At 39.9% G+C, this 12921-nt stretch carries 15 protein-coding genes and 1 tRNA gene; 8 read left to right on the top strand and 8 right to left on the bottom strand.

The features are described from left to right. Window positions 1-78 precede the first annotated feature (78 nt). Window positions 79-540: a hypothetical protein gene (locus tag V7O66_RS01140; RefSeq protein WP_406661157.1), complete on the top strand. Its 462-nt coding sequence runs from the start codon at window positions 79-81 to the stop codon at window positions 538-540. Between the two features lie 33 nt (window positions 541-573). Here V7O66_RS01140 and V7O66_RS01135 read toward each other — a convergent pair whose 3' ends face one another. Continuing rightward, on the bottom strand, window positions 574-819 hold the full coding sequence (locus tag V7O66_RS01135) for a winged helix-turn-helix domain-containing protein (protein ID WP_406661156.1): 246 nt from the start codon (window positions 817-819) through the stop codon (window positions 574-576). A gap of 188 nt (window positions 820-1007) precedes the next feature. Here V7O66_RS01135 and V7O66_RS01130 point away from each other — a divergent pair, with 188 nt between their 5' ends. The 5 genes from V7O66_RS01130 (at window position 1008) to V7O66_RS01110 (ending at window position 5220) form a co-directional block, all read left to right on the top strand. Next, entirely contained in the window at window positions 1008-1331 is a 324-nt protein-coding gene (locus V7O66_RS01130) for a hypothetical protein (protein WP_406661155.1), read from the top strand. 624 nt (window positions 1332-1955) lie between these two features. Next, window positions 1956-3434, top strand: coding sequence for a PAS domain-containing sensor histidine kinase (locus V7O66_RS01125; protein ID WP_406661154.1), 1479 nt, complete (start codon window positions 1956-1958; stop codon window positions 3432-3434). 73 nt (window positions 3435-3507) lie between these two features. Then, window positions 3508-3593: transfer RNA gene (locus V7O66_RS01120), tRNA-Leu, on the top strand. A gap of 212 nt (window positions 3594-3805) precedes the next feature. Beyond that, window positions 3806-4645, top strand: a complete 840-nt coding sequence (locus V7O66_RS01115; RefSeq protein ID WP_406661153.1) for a fumarate hydratase — start codon at window positions 3806-3808, stop codon at window positions 4643-4645. Next, complete coding sequence (locus V7O66_RS01110; RefSeq protein WP_406661152.1) at window positions 4645-5220, top strand: FumA C-terminus/TtdB family hydratase beta subunit; 576 nt, start codon at window positions 4645-4647, stop codon at window positions 5218-5220. Before V7O66_RS01115 ends, V7O66_RS01110 begins: the two co-directional genes overlap by 1 nt. Here the strand turns inward: V7O66_RS01110 and V7O66_RS01105 are convergent. The 4 genes from V7O66_RS01105 to minD form a co-directional block, all read right to left on the bottom strand. Further along, the gene (locus V7O66_RS01105) at window positions 5213-6205 is read right to left on the bottom strand and encodes a type II secretion system F family protein (RefSeq protein ID WP_406661151.1); all 993 of its coding nucleotides are present in this window, start codon (window positions 6203-6205) and stop codon (window positions 5213-5215) included. The genes V7O66_RS01110 and V7O66_RS01105 overlap by 8 nt on opposite strands. Before the next feature lies 1 nt (window position 6206). Continuing rightward, the gene (locus tag V7O66_RS01100; RefSeq protein ID WP_406661150.1) at window positions 6207-7130 is read right to left on the bottom strand and encodes a type II secretion system F family protein; all 924 of its coding nucleotides are present in this window, start codon (window positions 7128-7130) and stop codon (window positions 6207-6209) included. Next, window positions 7123-9141 carry a type II/IV secretion system ATPase subunit gene (locus V7O66_RS01095; protein ID WP_406661149.1) on the bottom strand — a complete coding sequence of 673 codons (2019 nt, stop codon included), beginning with the start codon at window positions 9139-9141 and terminating at the stop codon, window positions 7123-7125. The genes V7O66_RS01100 and V7O66_RS01095 overlap by 8 nt, the downstream gene beginning before the upstream one ends. 82 nt (window positions 9142-9223) lie before the next feature. Further along, a complete protein-coding gene (gene minD / locus V7O66_RS01090) occupies window positions 9224-10021 on the bottom strand; it encodes a cell division ATPase MinD (protein WP_406661148.1) in 798 nt (265 codons plus the stop codon). Between the two features lie 225 nt (window positions 10022-10246). Here minD and V7O66_RS01085 point away from each other — a divergent pair, with 225 nt between their 5' ends. Both V7O66_RS01085 and V7O66_RS01080 read left to right on the top strand, forming a co-directional pair. Next, window positions 10247-10768 (top strand): DUF367 family protein, encoded by a 522-nt coding sequence (locus V7O66_RS01085; RefSeq protein WP_406661147.1) that lies wholly within the window; start codon window positions 10247-10249, stop codon window positions 10766-10768. Between the two features lie 21 nt (window positions 10769-10789). After that, window positions 10790-11254 carry a TIGR00725 family protein gene (locus tag V7O66_RS01080; RefSeq protein ID WP_406661146.1) on the top strand — a complete coding sequence of 155 codons (465 nt, stop codon included), beginning with the start codon at window positions 10790-10792 and terminating at the stop codon, window positions 11252-11254. A gap of 32 nt (window positions 11255-11286) precedes the next feature. On the opposite strand, the gene V7O66_RS01075 is transcribed toward V7O66_RS01080, so the two are convergent. The 3 genes from V7O66_RS01075 to V7O66_RS01065 all read right to left on the bottom strand — a co-directional run bounded on the left by V7O66_RS01075 (window position 11287) and on the right by V7O66_RS01065 (window position 12909). Beyond that, window positions 11287-12060: an exodeoxyribonuclease III gene (locus V7O66_RS01075; protein ID WP_406661145.1), complete on the bottom strand. Its 774-nt coding sequence runs from the start codon at window positions 12058-12060 to the stop codon at window positions 11287-11289. Window positions 12061-12101: 41 nt separating this feature from the next. Beyond that, window positions 12102-12461 (bottom strand): rhodanese-like domain-containing protein, encoded by a 360-nt coding sequence (locus V7O66_RS01070; protein ID WP_406661144.1) that lies wholly within the window; start codon window positions 12459-12461, stop codon window positions 12102-12104. A 91-nt stretch (window positions 12462-12552) separates the two neighbouring features. Next, the gene (locus V7O66_RS01065) at window positions 12553-12909 is read right to left on the bottom strand and encodes a rhodanese-like domain-containing protein (protein ID WP_406661143.1); all 357 of its coding nucleotides are present in this window, start codon (window positions 12907-12909) and stop codon (window positions 12553-12555) included. Window positions 12910-12921: the final 12 nt, after the last annotated feature.

Here is a 12921-nt window from a genome sequence, read left to right as displayed (position 1 = left end):
CAGCATACATTTGAGCAAAAGTTACTATTTAATACTATTAGACCCATAAATATAAATGTACGCTTATGGAGGAGTAACATGAAGAAAATTGTAGGAATACTCTTGATCATGACATTATTGATGATACAGCCAGCAAGTGCTGATATCTTCACTGACCTTGAACTGAAAGTTAATGAATATAATGAAGTTTCCGACCAGGTACCTTCCTTTATCAACAGTCTGCTTGGAAATGAAGTGATACAGCTTGTTATCGAAATGAACGATGGGACAGAGGTATACATAAAAGCAGTTACCGAAGAATCAAAAATCACGACTTTCGAGAAGATAGAGGCTGATACAGAAATAGAAGCAACCATTGTAGTTGGCACAAATGAAGATACCGTTTACGAGGTCCTTGAATCAGATAATCCCCTGAACACTTTCATTGATGGCATGGACTCTGGCAATATTGTAATAGAACCTGTCGGATTTGCAAACAGCATTACTTTCACAGTTGCAAATGTGATGCTTAAAGTTTCAAAGATACTGGGATTAATTTAACCAGTATCCCCTATTCTTTTTTCAAGTTAATAATTACGTGATTTCAAGCTCACTAGCCATGTCTTTGTAAAGGCGACCTTTATCCGTGGTCAGGAATAATCCATCATCATGAATTATAAGAGCCTTATCTTCCAGCCTTGTGAGGTACTTGTTCGCTATTGTAGAATTCAAGTTTGCCCCATAAACTATCTGCGTCTTCTTAGCCCCGTTCATAGCAAGTTTTAAAATTTCAAGTGTAATATCTAGTCTACTCCGTCTAATAATAATGCCCCCCAGCATTTATCGTATCTTATTATACCACCAAAGCCAGATTTCAAATGGCTTACTAATACAAGTTAGATTATTCATCTATTTAGAACCTTCGTTCCGAAATTTTGGTTCGAAACATTAGTTCAAAATTAATTTCCGAATCAATCCTATTATTTATCAACCATACTTGTATATTATTCAAACCATGTTAATTGTGAATGCCAGACGAAAACTGGCAAATTTCTACAGACTTTCTTCCTGGATCATCACTCTTTTTTATCGCACTCATTTTTGTGTTCCAGTTTATACCGGGTCTGTTTATTCCAGGCATGGCAGGAGAAATCAGTCTTGATTATACAGCCTACAGAACTGCCAGTATTCTTCCAGAGGATACAGGATGGTGGGGAAATAATACAAAAAGTGCTACTGACGGGGAAAACCATCCTGATGATATAATGAGAATTGGGCTTGCAAATCATGATGATGATATTAATTCGAAGCTCACCAATAGTCCAAATCTATTGATTGGATTGAAATCTTAAAGTCAAATAGAGACACTATAGTATGTGGGAAAACAGTTTGGATTTTATGCCATGTATACCAAATATTTTAGTTGCCAATAATAAATTAATAATGTTTTATACGGCAATATTGAACATTCGACTCTGTAGAAAATCTATTTTCTATTTAATTTTCACATGAAATTTGAAAATGATAAATAGCCTGAGTATTGCTTACCACAAAAAACAAAAATTGCCTCATCGTTTTTCGTTCTAGATCGAGATCTAGTACTCAGCATCCCGTACACCGTTGTTGTTCAGGTCTTTCCAGACAAAATCTGCAATATGACAAGCAGAAACTTGACCCGATATTGACCTCAGATCAACGGTTTGTAATTACAATTAAAGTTCACAAAAGCCGAAAATGTGCTTTGAAAGCATAAAACAAAAGCATTTAGCTTATAGTTATCAAACCATTCGGCCGGACAACTACCATATCACTGCTACCATCACATCAGTTCCATATTTTCCAGGTTTTACACAGAATATAAGTATAATGATTTCACCCAAATATAAAATTTTAAATATAGTGACTGAAACAGTTTGAATGAATTGGTATTTTATGCATTCAATACAATACATTTTTACAAGTGGAGAAAAAAATTAATGGTTGGCAGTAAAATGACATTGAACTTTAAAGATATCATTGACATATCCCCCGATAGTGTAATGTGCACTGATGAAAACTTCAGGATCCTATACATGAACAAAGCTGCAGAGGAACTTTATGGATGGGATCTTGCTGAACTTATAGGAAATATGTCTTATGAGATTTTTTCTGCACATCCCCCTTTTGAAGAAATTAAAAAGAACATACATGATACTGCCATCTCTGGAAATACCTATTTTGGAGATGTCTGGATTCGTAGAAAAGATGGAACTTTCCTTTTCTGCGAATGTAAGATCTCAGCACTTCTTGACAAAGAAGGTAATGTATGCGGATATCTGGGATACCACAATGACATTACAGATCAGAGGAAAATCGAGAAAAAACTGAAGGAAAGCGAAGAGCGACTCCATACATTGTATGAATATATGCCTGGCGGAACTCTAATAATAGGCAGAGATTACATTATAAAGAACGTCAACCGCAGGACATGTGAGATTACAGGATACAGCAGGGAAGAACTGATAGGACAACTTTGTGACAAAGTATGTCCAAAAGGCTCCAGCTCTAAAAAATGCCCCATATGGGAAGAAGGAAATAATGGATTTCAAGGGATGGATACTACCATCAAATGCCATGACGGAGAGAAAAAACCAATTCTAAAGAATGCAAAGGTAGTTACCATAGATGGCGAAGAATACATTCTGGAGAGCTTTCAGGATATTTCCGAGCTTAAAGACACACAGGAGAAACTTATCATTGCAAGGATGACAGCCGAAGAAGCGAACAGGACAAAGTCGGAATTTCTGGCAACTATGAACCACGAACTCAGGACACCACTTACTTCCATAATCGGTTTTTCAGACATATTGCTTGAAGAAAACTGTGGCAGCCTGACCAATGCACAGAAAAGATATTCAACCCACATAACAAATAGTGGCAATCACCTGCTTGAATTAATAAATAACATCCTGGATATTTCAAAGTTCGAGGCAGGAAGAATGGAACTTAATTGTGAGCACTTCACAACAAAAGAAATCTTAGAAGATGTCGAAAGCCTCATTTATCCGACCTCAGTAAAGAAAAATATAGATGTGAAGACAGAAATCTCACCAGATGATCTAGAAATATATGCTGACAAGATAAAATTCAAACAGATCATGTATAATCTCCTGAATAATGCAGTTAAATTTACTCCACAGGACGGGAATATACGCATCACCGCAAGATATGATAACGATCAATTATCAATTGAAGTATCAGATACGGGAATTGGAATATCACCAGAGGAACAAAATATAATATTCCAGCCTTTTAGGCAGGTTGATTCGGCAGAATCAAGAAAATATCAGGGTACCGGACTTGGACTTGCCCTCGTCAAACAACTCGTTGAGCTTCACAATGGCACTGTAGAAGTTGAGAGTGAAGTTGGAAAAGGTTCTACTTTCAAGATAAAAACTCCAATTAAACAGATTTAATGATTGGTTTCAGGCATTTCATGCCAATAAATTTATAACAAATACTGCTATAGAAGAGTTGTTAATCTCAAGTGCGAGAGTAGCCAAGCGGTCAACGGCGATGGACTCAAGATCCATTTTCGCAGGAATTCGTGGGTTCGATTCCCCCCTCTCGCACCATATTCAACTTATAATGCTGTTCTATTTTTACCTGCTATTCTTATGCTTTTGCTGTTAAGCCAACATCTATTAAGTCCTCAATTAAAACATGAGTATGATAAATAACATAAAAGCCTACTACCCTGAAATGATAGAATACTTTAATTATACTCACATAGGTGCTCATGGATTTGAATCCCCATTCCTGTGCCAAATACTAAAGGTGATCTTTTTTGTCAAATGATATTTCTTACGATGATGTAGTAGTTGCCACGATCGATGTTCTGAAAAGAGCTGAAACTACCCTTTCTGAAGATGTGATAGAAGCATTAAGAAAAGCCAGGGATAGCGAATCATCCCCAGTTGCCAAAGAACAATTAGAGGCCATACTCAAAAATATTGATATTGCTAAGCGCAATGAAATACCCATTTGCCAGGATACAGGAATATTGATCTTTTTTGTTGAGATGGGAAGAGAGCTCAATATCAACTTCAACCTTGAATCAGCCATTTCAGAAGGAGTTAGAAAGGCTACCAGATCAATTCCTCTTAGACCAAATGCTGTTGACCCACTCACACGCAGCAACAGCGGAGATAACACCGGAGATGGGATACCAGATATAAAGTATAGTTTTTCTGACGGGAAAAAACTAAAGATAACCGTAGCTCCAAAGGGTGCAGGTTCCGAAAACATGAGTACCATTAAAATGCTCAACCCTACAGAAACAAGCCAGATAAGAAACTTCATCCTTGAAACTGTCCTGAAAGCAGGAGGAAAACCATGCCCACCAATTGTTGTTGGCGTGGGTATCGGAGGATCATTTGACAAGGCAGCAAGACTTGCCAAGGCATCTTTACTTGAAGAGATGACAGAGATGGATGAATTCGAATCCTCCATACTCAATGATATCAATTCCCTGGGAATAGGACCCATGGGGCTTGGCGGAAACACTACAGCCCTTGCAGTACACGTAAAAAAAGCCCATTGTCACACAGCATCCCTTCCTGTAGCTGTGAACATCCAGTGCTGGGCCAATCGTCATGCATCAGCCACACTTGGAGGTGATGAATAATGGAATATCATCTGACAATGCCACTGAAATTAGAAGATATTACAAGTCTTTGTGCCGGAGATATCGTTTACTTAACAGGAACTATCCTCACTGCCAGAGATGAAGCGCATGCGCATATCCTTGAGAAGACTGAAAAGAGTGAGAATATTCCCTTTGATCTTGATGGAGCAGTCATCTATCATTGCGGTCCGCTCATGCAGGAGAAGAACGGAAAATGGGAGGTCATTGCCGCCGGACCTACCACAAGTGCCCGCATGTCCAAAATGACACCTGAACTTCTTGAGAAGCATAATGTGCTTGCTCTTATTGGAAAAGGTGGTATGAAAGATGTCACCGAAGCACTTCGGGGAAAATGCGTATATCTTGCATTTACAGGCGGATGTGCAGCACTTGCCGCAGAGAATATCATTAGCGTTAAAGAGGTTCACTGGCCAGAGCTTGGTATGCCCGAAGCTGTATGGGTTCTTGAAGTGAAGGAATTCGGACCGCTCGTTGTAGGCATAGATGCTAATGGCAGCGACCTTTTCTCAAAAATAGATGAAAAAGCCAGAGAGATATATTCTGGCCTTAAATAAGGAATGTAAAAACTGTCCAGGCGATCAGCGTCAGAATGATCGAATGCTTGAGACCCTGGAATACAGATCCTTCACCCATCTGTCCTGCTACAAGGCCGCTCATAAAACCCTGGAGTACAGCAGTATGCATCATCAACCTGCCATATAAACTAGGATCAAAAGCACCTACAAACTGAGACCCAGCACCAGAAGCTGCAGCAGCCGCCCCGGCCTCTGCCATTGCTGGTACAAATGATGTGGTCAACATGGCTATCACGAAAATAAAGACGAAGAAAGACATGTAGCTAATAACTACATAAACCATCATATTTCCCCACCTTTCGCGTTCCAGGATCTTTACTTCCCTGGCATCACGAGCAGCCGCTTCTAAAACTGAAGACACACGCCCACCGGCCCTGCTGGCCTGAGTGATAAGGGCTACAGATCTTTCAATGATAGGCGTATTTACACGCATTGAAAAATTGAGCAATGACTGCTCAAAGGATACACCCCAGGACATAGAGGAATCCATGTGCTGGACTTCCTTTGTAAGGGCCCCATATTCACCTTTGGCAACAGTATTCACAGCCTTTGGCAAAGTGAGACCCGCCTTGCTCATTTCTGATACATCCCTCAGGAAGTTAGGAAGATATTCCTCTATATTACCAGTGTTCTTTTGTTTTTTATGATATGCGATTGCAGGCGGAGTTATGGATATGAGTACAGTAAAAATGATCACATCATCCATCATTACCGTGCCCCATGCGAACATCATGCCAACTACAAAAGCGGTGATAGCTACCGGAATACTTATGAGAAATGCATATCCAGGGTACTTGAAAATGGTTTGTGCCGGGTTTTTCAAGAATTTTTTTGCAAGTACATTCTTCTTGGCATTTGTAATTTTTGAATCGATTAAAGCATCTTCGAGTTCGCACAGTTCTTCTTCGGAAATATCCGCACCGAATTCCGGAGAGAAGGACTTGAACATTTTTTTGAAGTTCATGTTAGGCCTCCTGACTCATGGCACTTATAAGGATCACATACATAATATTGCCAACTGGGATCATGGCGTATATGATCAAATAAAGGAACACTATCTGGACATTACCCATCATTGACATGATAGATATTACAACAATAAGAAACAGAGGACCAGCCACAAAGGCTGTGACATAGGTCTCCCCCAGAAGACCAAGCGTCTCCAGGAATTCCTTCTGGCTCTGACGATTCTCCGTTAGATATTGTTCGGTCTTTATCTGGAAATATGTCTCAAGGTCCCCACCTGAAGTGATCACTGTTATGGCTCCTTGAAGAAAATCCTGAAGAGCCGTTGAAGGAGTACTCGCAGTCAGATTCTTCATTGCAGTTACAAGGTCATGGCCCAGTATCTCAATATCACGTACAAGGAATCTACATTCCACTGCCACCTCACCATATATAGGATTTTTTGCAAGGGATCTGAAAAGATCAACGGGCAGCACACCTGCACCGGACATCGCAGCCATATAGTTAACAGCGTACGGAAGCAGAGAGTCGATCCTTCTTTTTCTATCACTTGACGTAATAACAGGATAGAGTATGAACAACTTGTAGACTATTGAAAATACAAGTAATAAGACAATAATTGCCCCAAATAATCCTACTGCAATCGATTTATACTGAAGATAAGGTGCAAACCACAAAGGAAAAGTAAAGCGGCTAGCTTTAAGCTCAGGAACACCAAATATTGCGATTATTGTCGTGAAAAATACCAGAGCAGAAAAAGCACAGATCGTAGCACTTAGCAGTGCTCCGGACATATACACATCGTAGCCAATGTCCATCCTGTTCTTTAACAGGTTGTGACGAAGACCGAAGTATTCAAGCCTTCTCTTTTCGTAATATTTTCCAAAAAGATTGTAGGCAAATACGAAATATAGATTAGCCATCCAAACCCTGCCTCACCATTTTCATTATTGTTTCAGGCTCGCGATTATAGGCAACTACGATTTTCGCAAAGTCATCATACTTTGATATTTTCTCCTTGCGTAACCATTCAACTATATCCTGACGACGTTTTAGCTCATCACGAACCCTTTCCTCGGTCCAGCCCCTGTTTTCCATGACACTCTCAACTATGTACGACCTACCGGAATACTGGAATATATCTCTTGCAGCATCCCATGAGAATACATCATTTGTAAGAAGTTCACCGGTTCTTGGATCTACGCCAACTATCTCAGTCAGAGTCTTACAGCGCCTTACACGTTCACCGTTTACCTTGACCTGAACCTGAATAGCAACCAGATCCAATGCCTGTATCATGATCCTCGGTACGTTTATCGGAGGATTTTCCAGCCTGTGAACTACAGACTGCACTGAATCGGCATGCATTGTCGAGAAAGTTGTGTGCCCTGTGGACATTGCCTGGAATAGTACATAGGCTTCTGCACCCCTAACCTCACCCACAAGGATATACTCAGGTCTTTGGCGAAGTGATGCCTTAAGAAGTTCATACATCTCGATAGAACCCTTTTCATCACCTGCAAAAGATGCACGAGTAACACCAGGTATCCAGTTGGGATGGGATAGATTGAGTTCTCTTGTATCCTCAATTGAAACTATTTTCATTTCTGGCTGGATGAAAATTGAAACCGCATTCATCGCGGTTGTCTTTCCAGATGCAGTACCTCCTGCAAATATCAGACTCTTATTGGAATCAACTGCAAGCCACAAATATGCCATCATTGCAGTGGAGAATGTATGGAAATCAACAAGGTTTGTCGGAGTTATTGGATTATCCCTGAAACGCCTTATGGTAAAAGTACTTCCACGGGTTGTTACTTCCCTCCCAAGAGTAAGCTGGATACGCGAACCATCTGGCAGGGTAGCATCCAGCAAAGGCCTGGCAATCGATACATGTCTTCCACATATCTGTGCGATCCGTATTGCGAATGAATCAAGTGTATTATCATCAGGAAAGACTACACTGGAAGGAATCGAGTTATATTCCCTGTGGTAAATATAAATAGGAGTATTAGGACCATCACATGAGACATCTTCAATGTATGGATCTCTCATCAATATATCTATATCACCATATCCCACATAGTTCCTCACAATGTGGTACATAATACGTTCACGTTTTCTTGGAGATATATCAATCTGATATTCTTCCAGATATCTTATGACATTTTCTCTCAGATATGATTCTGCATTCTTCCTGGTAACATTATTCAGATTGACATCAAGCGTTTCTATGAATTTCAGCTTTATTGTTTTGAGTAATTCATACTCTTTTTGAGTGAGAATAGGTTCAATTACTTGATACTGGAATTCATGAGATTCAGGGTTATATGCTATTCTCACGTAACCATAAGGAGGATTTACCCCATACAGCTCTACCTCTTTGAAAGGATCATCTGCAGATATTGTAAAATCAACTATAGGACCATGCTCAACGATATTATAGGGATCAAGGTTTATCTTCTTCCTTGCGAAGAGTTTATTGACTTTATCGACCAGGGATTCCGATTCATCTTCCTCTTCGATAATTTCTTCTTCGATAACCTCTTCTTCAAATATCTCTGTAATGACCTTCTCCCAGGAAGTTATATCCATTTCAAGTATGTCATCTTCGTAAATATCATCTGGAATCAGAGCATTAACCTTGCTCTTCAATTCCTCGATACTTACAAGTTCATCTGCAGGCAAGATCAGATCTGCTAACTCATCTACAAATGAGTCATCATCAACAAAAGGAAGTATCTCACTGGTATTGTCATCTGCAAGGTCTTCCCCAAACTCCTGGTGATCAGTCACTTCCGCATATTCCAGATCAGAAAGGATATCAATTTCATTTTCAAGCGCAGCTTCTGTATCCCCCACCTTCACGCCATCAACATGAAGAGGGTCTGCTTTTAGTTTATCATTAGTCTGTATACCAGAATCATCATCCATTGTTACCGGCCCCACTTAAAGATCTATTTCAATTTACCAGATATGAAATATCGACTCGTTTCTTAGCAACGACAAATATTCCTCACTTCTTTTTCTTTGAAAGGGAGAATCTATTTCCCATCTTTGACTTGGATTTCTTCTCCTCGACAAAGGTCTCAACTGCAGGAACTTTGATACCTGCCATTTCCGCTGACAACTTGTTGATACCTACGGAAAAAGGAGAACCAGGATACTTAACGACTATTGGAGCCTTGAATACGACCGAGTTTTTCACATTTACATCTTCGGGGAGAAATTCAAGTATCTTTAGGCCAAGAGTGTTTTCGATTCTATCACCACTCATTTCATTGGCTATTACACCAGTCTTGTTCACAATAATTCCCTTAAATTGCTTGTGCATGCTTTCTGAGACTGCTTTCATCTTCATGGCACCAGCAAGAGATGCAATATCAGGATTCATGACCTGAATAACTTCATCCGCAAGTGACAGCACAGACAAAGATGTTTTATTGATACCAGTAGGTGCATCGATCAAAATAAATTCATATTTTTCCTTTACCTGTTCAATAATATCATCCAGATTGTCCGAATCAACATGCAAAAAACTCTGCAACGAAATACTACCCGGAATTATTTTCAGGTTGTTAGGACCGTCATAGATAGCATCTTTAAGGCTATCCACGCCTGTGAGAACATCATGCAATGTTGCCTTTGTCGTCTCAATGCCAAGCATCAGGCCAACATTAGGCATTCCGATATCTGAATCTATAATAAGAGTCTTTTTTGCAAAACCTGCGAGCGAAGCTCCAAGGTTTATTGTGGCTGTTGTGGAACCAGTGCCACCCTTTCCTGATACAATTGCGTATATTTTTGCGGTCATAGAACACCCCGATAACACGTTGGATAGCATATAATGGTGATTAACTGTATAATAAGATTTAGTTAGTGTAATAAGATTTAGTTTGTATAATTACATTTATTTGAACATCAATCAAACGTATTTTATTAGAAAATGCATCGTAAATATAAAAAGGTAACTATAATAATATACCTTTTTGACATTTAGCAAAACAATCAATATATAGGATTACATGAACAAAGAGCCATGAATCAAATGTACGAAAATGACCTGAAACTTTTTATTTATCATGCAAAGCAATGCGACCCAAAAAAATGCACTGGAAAGAAAATGGCTCGTTTCGACCTTGCCAGGATATTTGACAAGGTGAACAAGATACCCAGAGGATCAATATTGCTTGACCCCATGGCCGAGAAAGCCATATCCCCTGCCGACGATGTGAAAAAAGGGATAACTGTACTTGACTGCTCCTGGGAACATCTGGAGGAAGTATTCCCCCAGATCATGCGAATGAATCTACAACATCGTGCTCTGCCATACCTTGTTGCAGCAAATCCGGTGAATTTCGGAAGGCCTTTCAAACTAACCTCGGTAGAAGCTTTTGCTGCAGCCTTGTATATACTGGGGCATAAAAAGCAGGCTGAGAAGGTAATGGGCAAATTCAACTGGGGACACACTTTTTTAGAACTGAACCACGAACCGCTTGAAGAATACTCAACTGCTAAAAACAGTAAAGAAGTGTTACAGATACAGAGCGAATACATGTAATACATACCTGGAGATCATCTCATGGGCATCCAAATAGGAGTTATCGGTGCTGGTTCCTGCAGCAACTACATAGAGCATATTGCAAAAAAGGTTGGAAGAGAGATTGCAAACAATGGTGCGATATTGATATGCGGAGGACTTGGCGGTGTCATGGAAGCAGCTTCAATGGGAGCAAAAAATGCAGGAGGCACCACCATTGGAATACTACCAGGCAGTCAGCGTAATGAGTCCAATTCCTACATTGATATAGAAATACTCAGCAATATGGGACATGCCAGAAATACCATTATAGCACAGTCTTGCGATGCCCTGATAGCAATTGATGGCGAATACGGAACCCTTTCCGAAATAGCTTTGTCCCTGAAAATGGGAAAGAAAGTCATCTGCCTTGAATCAAAATGGAATGTTGAAGGAACCATTAAAGCAAATGGCCCTGAAGAGGCTGTTAAGCTTGCAATAAAAAATATAGAAAATGAAGAGAATTGACTGAATCGGAAACTGAAAATGTTTCCAGTTGATCAGATCTTCATATCTATCCCTATGGGGCAGTGATCAGAACCCATGACATCAGGCATTATAAACGCATCAGTGATGTTTTCCACGATGTTCTCGCTTGCATAGAAGTAATCAATTCTCCAGCCCACATTTCTTTCCCGGGCACGTGTGCGCATGCTCCACCAGGTATAGTTTTCCGGCTCCTGGTTGAATGACCGGAAAGTATCCACATAACCATGGCTAAGGAGTTTATCTATCCATGCCCTCTCTTGCGGAAGAAAACCGGAAATCTTTTCGTTCTCCTTAGGACGAGCAAGGTCTATCTCATTGTGAGCAGTGTTGACATCACCGCAGACAATGATTTTTTTACCTCTACCTTTAAGAGTATCAGCATATTCCAGAAAAGCATTGTAGAATTCCATCTTGTACTCAAGCCTTTCTTTTGAAGCTTTTCCATTAGGGAAATATATGTTAAATAGTACGAAATCACCATAATCGGCTATCAATGTGCGGCCTTCAGTGTCAAACTTGTCAATTCCGAAACCACACTTAACACTTTCAGGTTCTGTTTTTGAATATAAGGCAACTCCGCTATAGCCCTTCTTTTCTGCTGAGGAGAAGTAACTATGATAGCCATTCGGCTCGGCAAGTTGAGAATCAAGCTGCTCTTTCCGGGCTTTCGTTTCCTGAACACACAATATATCAGGTTTTTCCACATCCAACCAGTCAAGCAAACCCTTCTTTTGTGCTGCTCTGATGCCATTTACGTTCCATGAGATCAATCTTATATCAGCCATGTTATGACCTTTGAAAACTACACATTTAAAAATATTCAGAATCAGCTGTCGCTCACAACAGGACAACCTTCTGCATTCCAGGCTTTGAAGCCACCCACCATATTGTAGACTTCCTTAAAGCCTGCTTCAATTAGTTTCTTGCCAGAGTTCCTGCTCGAAAGGTCGATAGTACAGTAGAGCAGTATCTTCTTGTCTCTTGGGATCTCATCCATACGACCACTAAGACTTGCATTGTTTATGTTTACAGCACCTTTCAGATGAGAAGTTCCGAACATACTGGCAGGTCTCACATCAAGCACAAAGAACTCACCACTTTCCAGCATCAATTTTGCGCCGGGTAATTTGACATTATAGAAACCAAGAACATTTTTGGTGACGTATTCATCATAGTTGTTTTCCATGTCACGATCTCCTGAAGATAAGAATTTACTATTGTTAATTTCAAAAAATTAAATTATAGTTCATTACTAGAACTATTTGTATTAATTAATATTATTTTTCAGTTGGGTAACCTGCTTGTTTCCACTCCTGGAAACCACCGGTTATATTGTAAACTTCGCTAAAACCTGATTCAAGGAGCTTTTTACCGGCTGCCATACTCAGAACACCGATTTCACAATATACAAGTATTTTTTTGTCCTGCGGGAGCTCATCTACCTTGTTCTCAATATCAAGGACATCTATGCGATGTGCATCCTCAAGGTGCTCCTTATCAAAGGCAGCCTGATCCCTTACATCAAGCACAAAAGCATCCTTTTTGTCTACCATCTTCTTGGCCCCCTCTGCTGAAATGTCATAAAATCCAAATTGATCCTTGCTGACAAAACTTTCGTATTCATCCTCTTCCACAGTATCATCCTC

The sequence above is a fragment of the Methanolobus sp. ZRKC3 genome (assembly GCF_045291275.1).
Lineage (GTDB): Archaea > Halobacteriota > Methanosarcinia > Methanosarcinales > Methanosarcinaceae > Methanolobus.
This window is presented reverse-complemented; position numbering and strand designations above follow the sequence as displayed.